We start from the raw sequence: 15,375 nt of genomic DNA, 5'->3' as shown, positions 1-15,375 counted from the left end.
CTACCGACCCACGGAGGCAACTTGCGGGTTTGTACGCACTTCTTTGGGACTTCCATGAGGGTATGGTTTCCCCGACCAATTGTGGTCGTCCCACTCGAATCGCACGGGCCGTGCCATCGGCCTGATTTCGCAATCGCTGTTCTCTCGAAGGAACGTCTTAGACGCCGTGAGGTCAGCGTGTCCCTCGAAGCCACACGGACACGTCAGCGTATCTCCGTGGCGAGCCGTCTTTTCGTGGTCGCCACACTCGGGACACGTCTTACTCGTCCACGCTTCCGACTCGGCTTCGAGAGAGATGCCATATTCCTCACAAACGCACGCGAGACGGTGGATGAACTTCTTGAACGCCCAGAAGTTGTGCGTTTTCTCGTTCACTCTGACCGACCAATGCGTTTCCAGCAGGCCGGTCAAGTCACCCACGTACACCGTTGCCACGCCCTCGTCGTACAGTCGTTCAACGAGGTCGCGTACCAGCGCGTTCTGTGCGTGGTCACGACGCTTCGTCCGCTGTCGGTACAGCCGTCGAATTCGCTTGGAACTGTATCGTCCTTCACGGAGTTTCGACTGTAGGCGGGCGATTTCGTCTGTCGTCTCGCGGAACCGTCCGAACAACTCTCGACCGTCGTAGAGATACTGGTTCCCAGTAGTCGTGGAACAGGCGACGAGATTGTTTGCGCCAACGTCGAGGGCGGCTTCTTTGGAAGCCAGTGGTGAATCCAGTCGAAAATCAGATACGGTGACTGGTTGGAAAGCCCTGAACGTGTCGCTCACTTCGTCATACTCAAGTTCCAGACGACCTTGTTTGCCGTCCCACTTCGGGTTGCCTCGGACTTCGAGGCGGAGTCGTTCGTGGTAGCCGAGTCCATATTCGTCTTTCAGTTCTTGCCCGACAGGGATTTCAAGACGGCTACGCTTGCCCCACTGAATCGTGTACTGGTTACATCGGATGTAGGTGCGGAGTTCGCGTCCGTCATCTTCGTTGCCCCAGTACGACGGTGGGTTGGTGTACTCGCCTTTCTCCTTGAGGGCGAAGAACGACCGCCACGCTTCGCTGTTCTTGCGCGAGATCTGTTGGACAGTCGCGCTCCCGATGACGCCGTTGTAGCGTCCTCGGTACTCGGAGGTATCCCACACGTCACCGTCGCCAAAGTAGCTTTGACGACGTTCGTAGGTCAGTTCGTTCCACAGGGAGGCTGAGGCATCGAGTAACCGTAGGAGGCACTCTTTGTCGTTCTCGATCTGTGGGTCGACCTCGAAGGTGTTGACGCGCTTCATGCGTCGGAACCCCCCTTGATGTACTGTTCGACAGCGCCCTTCGACGCGCTTCCCGCCGTTCCGACGTAGTAGGAACGAGTCCACTTCACACGGTCGTCGTAGCGTTGGTTGTACTTCCGCGCCGAGATGCCCTTGACCCAGTTGACGATGAGAGAAGGGGCGTTCTTGGGTGGACTCCCGATGAACAGGTGTACGTGGTCGGGCATGACCTCGGACTCGGCCAGTTCGAGGCCCTTGTCTTCACAGATTTCCACGAAGATGGTTTCGAGACGCTCCTTTGTCTTCCCCGTCAGCTGCGAACGCCGATACTGAGCGGAGCCCTGTTCCGCGAGGTCAGCGGGATCTTCGATTCCGCCAGATTTCGGCACGAATACTATGTGGTAGTAGAGTTCGTATTTCGCGTGACGGGTACTCTTTACCATCTATGCATACTGTCATGTTTGAGCGGGTTAAAGATTGCGTTGGAACCCCGTCTATGCCATCGTCAGCGGTTGAATACTATTGGTCGGCTTCATCCCCGTCGCCAGATTACGTCTGGCGGGAAACCAGAACGCGGCGTGTTCTGGTGACGCCCTGAAGGGCGAGGCTTTCGCCTCGAATTTCCCTAAGTCTTGTCCTGTGATTCACCAAACTACTCTCAGATTTAATATTCTTAACCGGAGTAGACACTCAAACGGGAACCGAATCAACCACATCTCAGAGTACTGTTCAATTCCGACGGAGATTCAGTTCACCGATCCCCGTCGCGTCAGCGCCGGGCGACGCAGACGAACGTCTCGCGTCGCGTCTCGGCGTGGGAGACGGTGAAGCCGGCCGATTCGAACGCCGAGACGGCGTCGCCGAGGCCGAACCGCTCGTCGAGCGGCGGCCCGTCGTCGCCCGACCCGGACGTGGACCAATCGACCACGACTACTGAGCCCCCGGGGCGGACGACGCGGGCGAGTTCGGCCAGCGCCTCGTCGGTGGCGAACTCGTGGTACGTCATCGTCGAGAAGGCGGCGTCGAGGTGGTCGTCGTCGAAGGGGAGCGACGCCACGTCGGCCGTGACGAACTCGACGGTGTCGGGCGCGCCCTTCTCGCGGTAGAGGTCGTGCATGACCTCCTGTACGTCCACGGCGTAGAGCGTCCCGACGTGCGGGGCGACCTCGTCGGTGAAAAAGCCGGTGCCGCTGCCGAGGTCGGCGACGACGCTATCGGGGGCGACGCCGAGACGCGAGAGGAGTTCCTCTCGGGAGACGAAGCGGAACCGCGCGGGGTCGTCCAGTTTCGCCGCCCTGTCAGCGTCGAAGGTGTGAAAGCCCATGCGCACACTCCGCACCCCGGCCCGTAAGTCCCATCGGTTCCGACCCGAGTCGTGTTCGAGTCGTGCACAGCCGTCCGCGGGCCGGTCGGCCGTGAGTCGGTCCGTTGGCGGGGCGACGCGAGTCCGAGCGACCGGCCGCGAAACTGCCGACGGCGATGGGCTTTTTTGCTCGGCAACCGCTCACACACGTATGGAACCCCAACTTCGACGGCCGACGCGACGCGTCTGCGAGCGCTGTGGTCGGGTGGAACGCTGGGACGACGACGCCGCGACGTGGCTCGTCGCCGAAGCGGACGGCGAAAAACAGGTCGGAAGCGCCTACTGCATCCACGAGTGGGATATCAACGGGCGCTTCGCCCCCTTCGAGGAACCGGCCTGAGACGCCGAGAGCGACGCGAACGACCGGCGATTACGCCGCGTCTTCTTCCCGGAGCGATTCGAGCACGGACAGCGTGCCGTCCATGTACGACTGGTCGAGCACCGTGTCGGCCGCCTCCTTGGCCACGTCGTCGGCGTTGGCGACGGCGAACGACCGCCCGGCGACGCCGAACGTCGAGGCGTCGTTGACGCTGTCGCCGACGGCGACGAACTCCTCGGGGTCGTAGTCCATCGTCTCGCAGACGCGTTCGAGGCCGACGCCCTTCTCGACTCCCGGCGTCTTGATGTGGTAGGCGAAGCCGGTGTCGATGACTTCGAGGTCGAACTCGTCTGCGACCTCGCGGAGGAGCGCCTCGTCGGCGTCGAGACGGGCGATGATTTCGGTCTCGCGCCAGCGGTTCGCGGTGTCCGCGGCGTCCCACCCGAGGTCGCCGCCGCGCGCGACGAACTCGTCGGCGGCGGCCTGCGCGGCCTCGCGGTCGCCGGTGAATGTCACCTCGCCGTCGGCGAGGACGACCCCGCCGTTCTCCGCGATGACCGTCTGGGGGAGTCCGAGGTAGTGACACAGCGAGACCGGATAGGGAAACGCCTTGCCGGTGGCGAGGATGACGGGGGCGTCCCACGACGGGAGCACTTCGAACGCGCGGGGGTCGAGGTGGCCATCCGCGTCGGTGAGCGTCCCGTCGATGTCGAGTACGAGCGGCGGAACCATACCCGGAGTTGGGAGACGGGGGAAAAAGGTTCAGCGGTCGGGGAGAACCGCGCCGCAGGTCGGGTTCGTCGTTTTCGACACTCAACGCTCGGCGTCGTCCAGCCCGCGGAACGCTAGCGTCGAGAAGTTCGGGATGGGTCGCGTCGCCGGCCGGCCCGGCCCGTCGGTGGAGTCGTCGTCAGAGACGCGCCGGACGATGCCGAGGTCCGAAAGCTCGTAGAGGACGCGGCGGACGGTCGCCGGCGACAGCGACACCCGCGGCGACGCGGCGATGTGCTCGGTCGCCGCCGAGACGGAGGCCGTCGCCTCGTCGTCGAGCGCGACGAACGCCCGGAGGACGCGGCGACGGCTCTCGGGGAGCGCGAACACGCGCCCCAGCGAGCAGCCGTCGTCAGGAACGGCGTCGATGCCGGCGCAGACGTACTCGGTGTCGATGGTCTCCGCGCCGTCGGCGGCGGCGAGCGTCGCCGCCCCGTAGAGCGCCGACAGCGCGTCGTGGGCGTCGCCGTCGGCCCACTCGGCGACCTCGCGCGTCGCCTCGTGCGGGAGCGCGTTGCGGGTGACGCCGTCCGACGCGCGCGCGACGAGGATATCGACGAGACTGTGGCGCTCGTAGGCCGAGACGGCGATCGACGGCGCGTCGGTCGCGCCGGTATCGCCGCCCGCACGCGCGTCGTCGCGGGGGTCGCGCCCGACGGTGAGCACCGAGACGTGCGGCGACACCGACGAGAGCGTCTCGACCGCCGTCGCCGCGGAGTAGGTCTCGGGCTCGCCGACGTGGTCGACGGCGACGACCGCGTGCTCGTCGTGCCCGACGCGCTCGGTGAGCCGTTCGCGGAGCGCCTCGACGCCGACGCCCTGCGACGGCACCGCCTCCTCGCAGAGCGCGTCGAGCGCCGCGTGGAGGAGCGCGAACTCGGTCGGGGCGTCCCGGGAGTCGACGTAGGCGAACGAGGTCGTCGGCGTGGCGGCGGTGCGCGTGGTGGTGTGAATGACCGACCGCCGAGAGGGGAGCGCGCTGGCGAGGTGCTCGAAGAGCGTCGCGACGACCGCCGACTTCCCGACGCCCTTCGGCCCGTGGACGTGGGCGTCGGGCGGCAGGTCGCCGTCGAACACGGGGTCGAGGTGGTCGAGGATGCGTTCGAGCGTCGGGCCGCGGCCGGTCGGCTCGTCCGGGTGGGCTGTCGGGTCGAGCGCGCTCAGGTCCCGAACGAGCCGGGGTCGCTTCCCCCCGCGGCGACGTCGCCTGGTGATTCTGTCTTCGAGGCGCATAGCGTGATAAGTCCCGTGGCAGAGGGTATCCGGCACACGCCTAAAAACCGACCACTACCGACAGCACCCCTGACAAGAGAGAACACGAAACACGGGAATCGGCCGGGACGGCCGCCTCGAAGGCAGTTGAGAGGTTCGCGACTACCGCCGCACCAAGGGCGAACGTAACTAATTGCATCGATAATTTTGAATTATCGCTGCCGTTTCGATTCGGTGTAGAAACGCCGAGCTACGGTATTCTACGGGCGCACCGATGGGAGTCCCGCGAGCGAAGTGGTCCGTTCCGTGAGACGAACGGGACGCGAGACGAGTGAAGGTAAAATAAAGTGCCGTCGGTCCTACCTCACGAAAGACAGATGAAAAAATCGCCGAGCGTCCTCGTCATTGGCGGGGGGTCGACCGGCACGGGCATCGCGCGCGACCTCGCGATGCGCGGGCTGGACGTGACCCTCGTCGAGAAGGGGAACCTCACACACGGGACGACGGGGCGGATGCACGGACTCCTCCACAGCGGGGGTCGGTACGCGGTATCGGATCAGCCGTCCGCCAAGGAGTGTATCGAGGAGAACCGCGTCCTGCGGCGCATCGCGGGCCACTGCGTCGAGATGACGGGGGGCCTGTTCGTCCAGCGCCCCGAGGACTCCGACGAGTACTTCGAGAAGAAACTGGAGGGCTGCCGCGAGTGCGGCATTCCGGCCGAGGTGCTGTCCGCCGAGGAAGCGCGCGAGATAGAGCCGTACCTCGCCAAGGACATCAAACGCGCCATCAAGGTCCCGGACGGGGCGGTCGACCCGTTCCGCCTCTGCGTGGCGAACGCCGCGAGCGCCGTCGAACACGGCGCGCGCATCGAGACGCACTCCGAGGTCACCGACGTGCTCGTCGAGGGCGGCGAGGTCGTCGGCGTCGAGGTCACCCACCAGACCGGTACCGGCCCGTACGTCCACGGCGAGCCCGGCGAGGTCGAGGAAATCCGCGCCGACTACGTCGTCAACGCGACGGGCGCGTGGGCCGGCCAAATCGGCGACCTCGCCGGCGTCGACGTGGAAGTCCGCCCGTCGAAGGGCGTCATGACCATCATGAACACCCGGCAGGTCGACACGGTCATCAACCGCTGTCGGCCGAAGGGCGACGCCGACATCGTCGTCCCCCACGAGACGACGTGCATCCTCGGGACGACCGACGAGGAGGTCGAGGACCCGGAAGACTACCCCGAAGAGGGCTGGGAAGTCGACCTGATGATAGAGACGCTGTCGGAGCTCGTTCCCATGCTGGCCGAGGCGCGGACGATTCGCTCCTTCTGGGGCGTTCGCCCGCTGTACGAGCCGCCGGGCACCGGCACGGAAGACCCGACGGACATCACCCGCGAGTTCTTCCTGTTGGACCACGCCGACCGCGACGACCTGCCGGGCATGACGAGCATCGTCGGCGGCAAGCTCACCACCTATCGGATGATGGCCGAGCAGATTTCGGACCACGTCTGCGAGAAGCTCGGCGTCGACGCCGAGTGCCGCACCGCCGACGTGCCGCTTCCGGGGAGCGAGGACTTCACCGTCCTCCGCGACTACATGGACGACTTCGGCCTGCGGTCGCCCATCGGCCGCCGGTCGGCCCAGCGGCTCGGCTCGCGCGCCGACGAGGTGCTCAACAGCGTCGACCCCAACCCGGTCGTCTGCGAGTGCGAGGCCGTCACCCGCGCCGAGATTCAGGACGCCCTCGACACCGCCGGCACGGAGCTCAACTCCGTGCGCATCCAGACGCGCGCCTCGATGGGTAACTGTCAGGGCGCGATATGCTGTCACCGGATGGCGAACGAACTCGCGCCCGAGTACGACGAGGAGACCATTCGCGCGTCCCTCGACGACCTCTATCAGGAGCGCTGGAAGGGCGAGCGCCACGCCATGTGGGGCACGCAGCTCTCCCAGACCGCGCTGAAGCACATGCTCCACGCGGCCACGATGAACCGCGACGAGGACCCCGCGGCGGCCGACGCCGACATCGACTTCGCTGCCTTCGACGACGGCGGCGCTTCGGAGGACGACGCCTCGGGCGTCGCGTCCGGCGGCGCGGTCGCGGACGGCGGCCGACTCGACGACCGCGCGAGCGACGACGCGCTCGGAGGTGCCGATGGCGATAACTGACGACGTGCTCGTCATCGGCGGCGGTATCGCCGCCTGCACGGCCGCGCTCTCGGCCGCGGAGACGGGCGCTCGCGTGCGCCTGCTCGCCCACAAGAAGAGCACGCTCCGACAGGCCAGCGGCCTCGTCGACGTGCTCGGTTACGCCGGCGGCGACGGTCCCCTCTCGGACCCCTACGCCGGTCTCGACGCGCTCCCGGAGGGTCACCCCTACCGCGTCGTCGGCGAGGACGGCGTCCGCGCCGGCCTCCGCGTCTTCGACGAGGCGGTCGGCGACGCCTACCGCGGCGGCCACACCGACTCGAACGCGCTCGTGATGACCCACGGCGGCGCGGTGAAGCCGACCGCGCGCTACCCCGAGTCGGTCGCGCCCGGCCTCGCCAGTTCGTCCGGCGACACGCTTCTGGTCGGCTTCGCGGGCCTCACGGACTTCGACGCGCCCGTCGCGGCCGACCACCTCGCGGCCGCCGGCGTGCCGTTTTCGGCCCGCGGCGTCACCGTCGAGTTCCCCAAGCGGTTCCGCTCCGACGCGAAGGTGACGCGGTTCGCCAAGGCGCTCGACCGCGATGAGACGGTGGACGGCGGCACGGTTCGCTCCGTCCTCGCCGACACCGTCGCCGCGGAACTGGACGGCGAGTCGCGCGTCGGCTTCCCGGCGATGCTCGGCGACGACCACGACGAGGACGTTCGCGCGGAGCTTTCGGACCGGCTGGGCGTCCCCGTCTTCGAGGTGCCGACCGGCCCGCCGAGTCTGCTCGGACTCAAGTTGGAGGACATCCTGTTCGACGCGCTCGACGAGGCTGGCGTCCGCATCTCCGCGGGCAACCCGGCGGTCGATTTCGAGGCCGAAGACGGCCGCGTCGAGACGGTCATCGTCGACCAGAAGAACAGACCGACGCCCTACTCGGCCGACCAGGTCGTCCTCGCGACCGGCGGCCTCGTCGGCAAGGGCCTCGACTCCGACCGCGAATCGGTCACAGAGCCCGTCTTCGGCTGTCACGTCCCGCACCCCGAGGACCGCTACGACTGGTCCGAACCCGAGGCGTTCGGCGACCACGCGTTCGCGCGCTTCGGCGTCGTCCCCGACGACGAACTCCGGCCGACCGACGAAGACGGCGAACCGCACTTCGAGAACCTGCGCGCCGCGGGCGGCGTCGTCGGCGGTGCCGACGTGGCGCGCGAGAAATCCGCGAGCGGCGTCTCGCTGGCGACGGGTGCCGTCGCCGGCCGCCTCGCGGGCGAGGAGGCAACCAGATGAGCGACGCAGAATCCCCAGGCAATCCAACGCTGACCCCCGACGCACAGACAGACGACTTCGAGGCCGTCGAGGTGTTCCCCGACAGCACCGACATGGACCTCCGTCCCGGCGCGGACAACTGTTACAAGTGTACCGCCTGCGACGTGTCCTGCCCGGTCGCCGAGGTCGACGACGAGTTCCCCGGGCCGAAGTTCCAAGGGCCGGAGCAGTGGCGGCTCAAGCGCAAGGAAGACGAGGCCGTCGACGACTCCATCATGTCGTGTTCGAACTGCATGCGCTGTGACGACGCCTGTCCGTCGGGCGTCCCGCTCAGCCAGATGCACAACACGGCCCGCGGCGAGTACGTCGACGAGGAGATGGACAAGCTCTCGCGGGAGTACATCCGCAACCGCATCCTCGCCAACTACGGCACGCTCGCCCAGCTGGGTGGTATGTTCCCGCGGCTGGCGAACGCCGTCATGGGCAACTCGGTCGTCCAGCGGATAAACGAGAAAGTACTCGGTATCACGGCCGAGCGCGACTTCCCCGAGTTCGCCACCCAGACGTTCCGCGAGTGGTGGAACGAACGCGGCGGCCCGCAGGTCCGCTCCGAGGAAAAGCGCGTCGCCTACTTCCACGGCTGTTACTCCAACTACAACACGCCCGAGGTGGGCAAGGCGATGGTCCGCGTCTTCGAGTCGTTCGGCTACGAGGTCGTCGTCCCCAAACAGCGCTGTTCGGGGACGCCGATGTTCGCGAACGGCATGCTCGACGACGCCAAGCGCGCCGCCGGCATCAACGTCGACAACTTCGCGGGGCTCATCCGCGAGGGCTACGACATCATCGCGTCGTGTACCTCCTGTTCGATGTCGCTCCGCCAGGAGTACCCCGAACTGTTCGACATCGACGGCATCGAGGACCTCTCGGCGCACACCTACGAGGCGCTGGAGTACCTGCGCATCCACGAGGACCTCGAAGGCGCGGTTCGCGAGGCATCGGTCGACGACCAAGCCTTCGCGTACCACGCGCCGTGTCACGGCCGCAATCAGGGCCTCGACCGGCAGGCGGTCGAGCTGTTCCGCCAGCTCGACGGCGTCGAAATCGAGGACGTGGGCGACTCCTGTTCCGGCATCTCCGGCACCTACGGCTGGAAGGAAGAGAAGTACGACAAGTCGATGCAGATCGGCGCGGACATGTTCGACCACATGGAGCACGCGCAGGGGAGCGTCGGCATGACCGAGTGCCCCACCTGCTCGATGCAGATGGAACACGGCACGGGCTACGACATCAAACACCCGCTCCAGCTCCTCGAAGAGGCGCTGGTCTGACACGCGCGCACGGCTGACGGACGAACGCGTTCGAGCGCCGGACCACTCGAACGTCGCCGCGCTCGGCGCGCGCGCCGAATCGCCGGCGATTTGGCGGATTATATTGCCTGTTTATCGCCGTTTTCGCCCGTTACTCGGCGGACGTGGTCGTTCTGTCCGGCAGACCGCCTCGTTGAGTAAAACGGTCGAAAAAGTGTCCGTGTGAAATAGTACTCCCCATATTCAGCCGACATGGAGCCTATACTGCGGATTCGTTCTACACAATATGCGGGGGAGTAGTAAAGAAACATTTATCATATAATTTGTACACGTTTGTAGTGGTAGGACTCTCACACCGAGAGTTCGTATCGAGGTTGGTTAGAAATGTCAGGAGAAACTTACGTCGGTGCCATCGATCAGGGTACCACAGGCACGCGGTTCATGGTGTTCGACCACGACGGCAAGGTGGTCGCCAACGCCTACGAGAAGCACGAACAGATCTACCCAGAGCCCGGTTGGGTCGAACACGACGCAAACGAGATTTGGGACAACACGAAGAAGGTCATCGACGCGGCGCTTTCGAGCGCCGGGCTCGACCCCGAGCAGTTGGAAGCCATCGGGATCACGAACCAGCGCGAGACGACGCTCATCTGGGACCGTGAGACCGGACAGCCGATTCACAACGCCATCGTCTGGCAGGACCGTCGGACGACCGACCGCATCGAGACGCTCGAAGCGGACGGCAAGACCGACGACGTGCGCGCCAAGACGGGTCTCGAACCCGACGCGTACTTCTCCGCGACGAAGGCCGAGTGGCTGCTGGACAACTCCGACCCCATCAAGCTCCAGCGCTCCCGACCCGAGGATATCCGAGACCGCGCCAAAGACGGCGAACTCGCCTTCGGGACCATCGACACGTGGCTCATCTACAATCTGACGGGGAACCACATCACGGACGTGACGAACGCGTCGCGGACCATGCTGTTCAACATCCACGACATGGAGTGGGACGACGAACTCTTAGAGGAGTTCAACGTCCCGCGCGAACTCCTCCCCGAGGTCCGCCCGTCGTCCGACGACGACCACTACGGCGAGACCGACGCGGACGGCTTCCTCGGCGCGGAAGTCCCCGTCGCCGGCGCGCTCGGCGACCAGCAGGCCGCGCTGTTCGGCCAGACCTGTTTCGACGCCGGCGACGCGAAGAACACCTACGGCACCGGCTCGTTCATGCTGATGAACACCGGCGAGGAGGCGGTCATGTCCGAACACGGCCTCCTCACCACCGTCGGCTTCCAGCGCTCCGGTGAGCCGGTCCAGTACGCCCTCGAAGGCTCTATCTTCATCACCGGCGCGGCTATCGAGTGGCTCGAAGACATGACGCTCATCGACAACGCCGGCGAGTCCGAGAAGCTCGCTCGGTCGGTCGAGTCCACCGACGGCGTCTACTTCGTCCCCGCGTTCACGGGCCTCGGCGCGCCCCACTGGGACCAGCGCGCCCGCGGCACCATCGTCGGCATGACCCGCGGCACCCGCCGCGAGCACATCGTCCGCGCGACGCTCGAATCCATCGCGTTCCAGACGCGCGACGTGGCCGAGGCGATGGAGTCCGACAGCGACATCGACCTCTCCAGTCTCCGCGTCGACGGCGGCGCTGTCAAGAACAACTTCCTCTGCCAGCTCCAGTCGAACATCCTCGACACGGAAATCGTCCGCCCGCAGGTCGACGAGACGACCGCGCTCGGGTCGGCGTACGCCGCCGGCCTCGCCGTCGGCTACTGGGAGACGCTCGACGAACTCCGCGACAACTGGCAGGTCGACCGCGAGTTCGGTCCGAAAGACCCACAGAACGTCGAAGCGCGCTACGGCCGCTGGAAGGAGGCCGTCGACCGCTCGCTCGACTGGGCACGGGAGGAGTAACACGTGTTCGAAACATTCGCACTCCAGATTCCGGTCATCGGCGTCAGTACCGAGCGGTTCATCGTCCTCCTGCTCGCGGCGTTCGCGGGCGGGATGTTCGGCGCGGCCCTCGGCGCGCTGCCGTCGTTCATCTTCACCGGCTTCGTCGTGCTGCTCGGCGAGACGGCGGGCATCATCATCCGACAGTTCGAAGGTGCCGACCTCATCACCGCCGGCGAACTCGGAACGGGTATCACCAGCAGTATCGGGTTCGGCCCGTTCGTCGGCCCGCATATCGCCTTCGCCGGCGGCGTCGCCGCCAGCGCCTACGCGGGCAAGCGGTACGCCGATATGGACCCCAGCGAGGGCGGCTACCACTTCGGTAAGGACATCACGTACGCGTTCGGCACGCAGCCCGACATCCTCGCCGTCGGCGGTCTCTTCGGCGTCCTCGGGCTCCTCATCTCCCGCGTCGCGGGCGGCATCGGCCTCCCGCTCGACAGCGTCGCGCTGTCCGTCATGACGACGGCGTTCATCGCGCGTATCGCCTTCGGCTACCCGCTCATCGGCTCGCCCGCCGGCAGCGGCCTCCTCGACATGTCGCCGTTCGAGAAGGGAGAGACGCGCGGCGACGGCAGCGGCCGACCCGCGACCGAGCCGTGGCTTCCCCACCAGTACAAGTGGGTCAACATCGTGGTCATCGGCCTCGGGGCCGGTATCCTCGGCGGTTGGACGTGGCTCATCACGGAGAGCTTCTTCCTCGCCTACGGTATCTCGGCGGCCAGCCTGCTGTTCTTGAACCTCGGCGTCGAGAAGATTCCCGTCACCCACCACATCACGCTCGGCGGCTCGTCGTTCGCGGCCATCGCCGCGCCGATGGTCGGCGGTAACGAACCGCTCATCATCGTCGCCGCCGCGGTCGGTGGTCTCATCGGCGCGCTGCTCGGCGAGCTCACCCAGCGTATCGCCTACTCGCACTCCGGGACCCACGTGGACCCGCCGGCGATGTCGATTACCATCTACTCGCTGCTCATCGGCGTGCTGTTCCTCCTCGGGGCCATCCCGAACTCGGCGTACCTCGGACTCGGGCCCTAACAGCCCGGACGCCTCCGGCCCCGCACACGTCGTTCACGATTTTTCTTCGCCGCGTTCCGCAACCGGTAGCGATAACGCTCCGCGGTCGATACCCGACGTATGGAACGCACCGTTTCGGTCGTCCCGAAAGACGGCCTCCACGCCCGTCCCGCCTCGCAGTTCGTCGAGACCGCGAACTCCTTCGACGCCGACGTCCAACTCGGCCGCGCCGGCGAGGACGACCTCGTCCCCGCCGCCAGCATGCTCGCGGTCACCGGCCTCGGCGTCGGCCACGGCGAGGAGATTCGCCTCGTCGCCGAGGGCGACGACGCGGAAGCGGCGCTCGACGCGCTCGAAGAAGTGCTCTCGACGCCCGAAGCCGGCGACGAAGAATAAAACGAAACAAAACAAAGCGGCACGGAACTGCGGGCCGCCGCGCCGCGCGGCGGTCTCTTTCCCGGTCGAATCGGTGGCTCGGAAACCGGTTCGACCGCCGACCGACTCAGTTCAGCTTCCGGTAGTCGCGGGCGTCCTCGGCGCGCTCGACGACCGAATCGAGCGTCGCCTTCTTGCTCGTCGTCTCGACGGCCGCGTTGAGCGTGCCCTCCAGCACCGGCGCGTCCGCGATGACCGCCTCGGAGTCCATCGCCATCTCGATGGCGAGTTCCGCGTTCATCACGGCGCTGCCGAGGTCCACGAGGACGACGACGCCGTCGCCGTCGTCCGCCTCCTCGATACCCTCGCGGATGCGGTCCGGCGAGGTGCCGATGCCGTCTTCGTCGCCGCCGGCGGGGACGATGCGAGCGTTGCCGCCGCCCATCTGCGCCGCGACCTCAGCGATTCCCTCGGCCGCCTTCGCGCTGTGCGAGACGACGACGAGACCGATCATTCGTCCCTCCCGACTGCGTCTTCGGCCCGCGCGTCGCGGTCTACCTCGCCGTCGAGGTACTCCTCGGCGGTCTCAAGCAGCTCTTCGAGGATGAACAGCGTGCTCGTCGCGCCGGGGTCCTGATGGCCGACCGAGCGCCAGTCGAGGAACGACGCGCGGCCCTTCATCGCCTTGATGGGGACGGTGAAGGCGACGCCGCGCTCGGCCGCGTCGACGGCCTTGGCGAGGGCTTCGAGCGGCGGGAGGTCGTCCTGTTCGATGGACTTCTTGTAGGTGTGGACGGCGGGGACGAGCGCGTCGACCATCGTCTTCGCGCCGACCTGCGCGCCGCCGCGGTCCTTGACCTTGTCGAGGTACGCCTCCGCGAACGACACCGAGGTCTCGGCGGTGATGCCGTCTTCGAGTTCCTGACTGGCGAACATGATAGAGCCGCCGTAGAGGGGGCCGGAGGCCCCGCCGACGTTCGAGATGAGCGTCGTCCCGACGTTCTTGACGACCTCGTTCGGCTCCATCTCGGCGAACTCCTCGCGCTTTTCGGCGGCCTTGCCGAAGCCGCGCTCCATGTTCGCGCCGTGGTCGGCGTCGCCGATGGCGGAGTCGAGGTCCGTGAGATACTCCTTCTCCTCGGCGAGGCGCTCGGCGACGTTGTCGAGCGCGTCCAGCACCGCTTCGCGTTGTGTCTCTGCGTCAGCCATGGCTGACCTTCGTCGGCCGGGGGTTAATCCCTTGTCCCGCGGGACTGTTCTGCCGCGAAAAATCGGTGACGTGTCGGGGGTCGCCGCCGGGAGTTCGCGGCGGCGGTCGTCGCGTACTCGGCGGCGGTGAGTCCGACTTACTCGGTGACCGTCAGTCCGGGCGTCTCCGCGGGCGCGCCGAGCAGTTCCTTGAGTTCGTCGTCGACGCGGAGCACGGAGACCGAACAGCCCATCATGTCGAGTGAGGTCATGTAGTCGCCGACCCACGCGTCCCACGTCTCGACGCCGCGGTCGTCGAGGATGGACTGGAGCTTGCGGTTGACGATGTACAGCTCCGACAGCGGCGTGCCGCCCATGCCGTTGACCATCGTCACGACCTCCTCGCCCTCGTCGAGTTCGAGGTCGTCGAGGACGTTCTCGGTCAGGTGTTCGGTTATCTCGTCTGCGCTCATGACCTCGGCGCGCTCGGTTCCCGGCTCGCCGTGGATGCCGATGCCGAGTTCGATCTCGTCCTCGCCGAGGTCGAACGTCGGCTCGCCCTTCTCCGGGGTGACACAGGAGGTGAGGGCCATGCCCATGGTGCGGACGTTGTCGACGACTTTCTCCGCGACCGCTTTGACCTCGCCGAGGTCGCCGCCCGCGGCGGCCTTCGCGCCCGCGCACTTGTGGACGAAGATGGTGCCCGCGACGCCGCGGCGGCCCGAGGTGTACAGCGAGTCCTCGACGGCCACGTCGTCGTTGACGACGACCTGCTCGACGTCGACGCCCTCCATGCCGGCCATCTCGGCGGCGGTGTCGAAGTTCATCACGTCGCCCTCGTAGTTCTTGACGACGCAGAGGACGCCCTCGCCCGCGTCCGTCGCCTGAATCATCTCGTTCAGCTGGTCGGCCGTCGGCGAGGTGAAGACCTCACCCGCCGCCGCGCCGTCGAGCATCCCCTCGCCGAGATAGCCCGCGTGCGTCGGCTCGTGGCCCGACCCGCCGCCGGAGACGACCGCGACCTTCCCCTCGACCGGCGCGTCGCCGCGGACGAGAACGTTCGTACCGTCGAGCCGGCGCAGTTCGGGGTGCGCCGCGACCATCCCGTCGAGCATCTCGTCTACGACCGCTCCGGGTTCGTTGATGAGTTTCTTCATGACTCACCGTCCCTCACGTTCGATGAGGCCAAAAGTGTTGGTCAGTCGGAAGTCGGGGCGGTCGCC

General features: G+C 66.6%; 15 protein-coding genes. 7 read left to right on the top strand and 8 right to left on the bottom strand.

Annotation, left to right across the window (positions count from 1 at the left end; translation table 11 throughout):
• From BN996_RS07100 to BN996_RS07090, 3 genes are all read right to left on the bottom strand, one after another.
• Nucleotides 1-1,275, bottom strand: a complete 1,275-nt coding sequence (locus BN996_RS07100; protein WP_089777833.1) for an RNA-guided endonuclease InsQ/TnpB family protein — start codon at nucleotides 1,273-1,275, stop codon at nucleotides 1-3.
• Nucleotides 1,272-1,697: an IS200/IS605 family transposase gene (gene tnpA, locus BN996_RS07095; protein ID WP_089777831.1), complete on the bottom strand. Its 426-nt coding sequence runs from the start codon at nucleotides 1,695-1,697 to the stop codon at nucleotides 1,272-1,274. The genes BN996_RS07100 and tnpA overlap by 4 nt, the downstream gene beginning before the upstream one ends.
• A gap of 326 nt (nucleotides 1,698-2,023) precedes the next feature.
• Nucleotides 2,024-2,578: a class I SAM-dependent methyltransferase gene (locus BN996_RS07090; RefSeq protein WP_089777829.1), complete on the bottom strand. Its 555-nt coding sequence runs from the start codon at nucleotides 2,576-2,578 to the stop codon at nucleotides 2,024-2,026.
• A 190-nt stretch (nucleotides 2,579-2,768) separates the two neighbouring features.
• Between BN996_RS07090 and BN996_RS07085 the strand changes: the two genes are divergently transcribed.
• Entirely contained in the window at nucleotides 2,769-2,957 is a 189-nt protein-coding gene (locus tag BN996_RS07085; protein ID WP_042663830.1) for an HEWD family protein, read from the top strand.
• A 30-nt stretch (nucleotides 2,958-2,987) separates the two neighbouring features.
• Here the strand turns inward: BN996_RS07085 and BN996_RS07080 are convergent, their stop codons facing one another.
• On the bottom strand, nucleotides 2,988-3,668 hold the full coding sequence (locus tag BN996_RS07080; RefSeq protein ID WP_089777826.1) for a phosphoglycolate phosphatase: 681 nt from the start codon (nucleotides 3,666-3,668) through the stop codon (nucleotides 2,988-2,990).
• Nucleotides 3,669-3,749: 81 nt separating this feature from the next.
• Nucleotides 3,750-4,940 carry a Cdc6/Cdc18 family protein gene (locus BN996_RS07075; protein WP_089777824.1) on the bottom strand — a complete coding sequence of 397 codons (1,191 nt, stop codon included), beginning with the start codon at nucleotides 4,938-4,940 and terminating at the stop codon, nucleotides 3,750-3,752.
• A gap of 356 nt (nucleotides 4,941-5,296) precedes the next feature.
• Here BN996_RS07075 and glpA point away from each other — a divergent pair, with 356 nt between their 5' ends.
• The 6 genes from glpA to ptsH1 all read left to right on the top strand — a co-directional run bounded on the left by glpA (nucleotide 5,297) and on the right by ptsH1 (nucleotide 12,985).
• Entirely contained in the window at nucleotides 5,297-7,078 is a 1,782-nt protein-coding gene (gene glpA, locus BN996_RS07070; protein WP_089777823.1) for an anaerobic glycerol-3-phosphate dehydrogenase subunit GlpA, read from the top strand.
• Nucleotides 7,065-8,333 carry a glycerol-3-phosphate dehydrogenase subunit GlpB gene (gene glpB, locus BN996_RS07065; protein ID WP_089779854.1) on the top strand — a complete coding sequence of 423 codons (1,269 nt, stop codon included), beginning with the start codon at nucleotides 7,065-7,067 and terminating at the stop codon, nucleotides 8,331-8,333. The genes glpA and glpB overlap by 14 nt, the downstream gene beginning before the upstream one ends.
• Nucleotides 8,330-9,640 (top strand): anaerobic glycerol-3-phosphate dehydrogenase subunit C, encoded by a 1,311-nt coding sequence (locus tag BN996_RS07060; RefSeq protein WP_089777821.1) that lies wholly within the window; start codon nucleotides 8,330-8,332, stop codon nucleotides 9,638-9,640. Before glpB ends, BN996_RS07060 begins: the two co-directional genes overlap by 4 nt.
• A gap of 363 nt (nucleotides 9,641-10,003) precedes the next feature.
• Nucleotides 10,004-11,536: a glycerol kinase GlpK gene (gene glpK / locus BN996_RS07055; protein ID WP_089777819.1), complete on the top strand. Its 1,533-nt coding sequence runs from the start codon at nucleotides 10,004-10,006 to the stop codon at nucleotides 11,534-11,536.
• Nucleotides 11,537-11,539: 3 nt separating this feature from the next.
• Nucleotides 11,540-12,610, top strand: a complete 1,071-nt coding sequence (locus tag BN996_RS07050; protein WP_089777817.1) for a DUF7973 family transport facilitator — start codon at nucleotides 11,540-11,542, stop codon at nucleotides 12,608-12,610.
• 99 nt (nucleotides 12,611-12,709) lie between these two features.
• Nucleotides 12,710-12,985 (top strand): phosphocarrier protein HPr, encoded by a 276-nt coding sequence (ptsH1, locus tag BN996_RS07045; RefSeq protein WP_089777815.1) that lies wholly within the window; start codon nucleotides 12,710-12,712, stop codon nucleotides 12,983-12,985.
• Between the two features lie 106 nt (nucleotides 12,986-13,091).
• On the opposite strand, the gene dhaM is transcribed toward ptsH1, so the two are convergent.
• From dhaM to dhaK, 3 genes are all read right to left on the bottom strand, one after another.
• A complete protein-coding gene (gene dhaM, locus BN996_RS07040) occupies nucleotides 13,092-13,478 on the bottom strand; it encodes a dihydroxyacetone kinase phosphoryl donor subunit DhaM (protein WP_004063261.1) in 387 nt (128 codons plus the stop codon).
• The gene (dhaL, locus tag BN996_RS07035) at nucleotides 13,475-14,173 is read right to left on the bottom strand and encodes a dihydroxyacetone kinase subunit DhaL (protein WP_089777813.1); all 699 of its coding nucleotides are present in this window, start codon (nucleotides 14,171-14,173) and stop codon (nucleotides 13,475-13,477) included. Before dhaL ends, dhaM begins: the two co-directional genes overlap by 4 nt.
• A 137-nt stretch (nucleotides 14,174-14,310) precedes the next feature.
• Complete coding sequence (dhaK, locus tag BN996_RS07030) at nucleotides 14,311-15,309, bottom strand: dihydroxyacetone kinase subunit DhaK (RefSeq protein ID WP_089777811.1); 999 nt, start codon at nucleotides 15,307-15,309, stop codon at nucleotides 14,311-14,313.
• Nucleotides 15,310-15,375: the final 66 nt, after the last annotated feature.

Source organism: Haloferax massiliensis, from assembly GCF_001368915.1.
Lineage (GTDB): Archaea > Halobacteriota > Halobacteria > Halobacteriales > Haloferacaceae > Haloferax > Haloferax massiliensis.
The sequence above is the reverse complement of the archived record's forward strand: the minus strand, read 5'-3'. Positions and strand labels throughout refer to the sequence as shown.

Bases quoted from the DNA above. Each gene is read 5' to 3' on its own strand.
- BN996_RS07100 (WP_089777833.1), bottom strand. From the start codon at position 1,275: ATGAAGCGCGTCAACACCTTCGAGGTCGACCCACAGATCGAGAACGAC.
- BN996_RS07080 (WP_089777826.1), bottom strand. From the start codon at position 3,668: ATGGTTCCGCCGCTCGTACTCGACATCGACGGGACGCTCACCGACGCG.
- BN996_RS07090 (WP_089777829.1), bottom strand. From the start codon at position 2,578: ATGGGCTTTCACACCTTCGACGCTGACAGGGCGGCGAAACTGGACGAC.
- ptsH1 (WP_089777815.1), top strand. From the start codon at position 12,710: ATGGAACGCACCGTTTCGGTCGTCCCGAAAGACGGCCTCCACGCCCGT.
- BN996_RS07075 (WP_089777824.1), bottom strand. From the start codon at position 4,940: ATGCGCCTCGAAGACAGAATCACCAGGCGACGTCGCCGCGGGGGGAAG.
- glpK (WP_089777819.1), top strand. From the start codon at position 10,004: ATGTCAGGAGAAACTTACGTCGGTGCCATCGATCAGGGTACCACAGGC.
- dhaL (WP_089777813.1), bottom strand. From the start codon at position 14,173: ATGGCTGACGCAGAGACACAACGCGAAGCGGTGCTGGACGCGCTCGAC.
- glpA (WP_089777823.1), top strand. From the start codon at position 5,297: ATGAAAAAATCGCCGAGCGTCCTCGTCATTGGCGGGGGGTCGACCGGC.
- dhaM (WP_004063261.1), bottom strand. From the start codon at position 13,478: ATGATCGGTCTCGTCGTCGTCTCGCACAGCGCGAAGGCGGCCGAGGGA.
- dhaK (WP_089777811.1), bottom strand. From the start codon at position 15,309: ATGAAGAAACTCATCAACGAACCCGGAGCGGTCGTAGACGAGATGCTC.
- glpB (WP_089779854.1), top strand. From the start codon at position 7,065: ATGGCGATAACTGACGACGTGCTCGTCATCGGCGGCGGTATCGCCGCC.
- BN996_RS07060 (WP_089777821.1), top strand. From the start codon at position 8,330: ATGAGCGACGCAGAATCCCCAGGCAATCCAACGCTGACCCCCGACGCA.
- BN996_RS07085 (WP_042663830.1), top strand. From the start codon at position 2,769: ATGGAACCCCAACTTCGACGGCCGACGCGACGCGTCTGCGAGCGCTGT.
- tnpA (WP_089777831.1), bottom strand. From the start codon at position 1,697: ATGGTAAAGAGTACCCGTCACGCGAAATACGAACTCTACTACCACATA.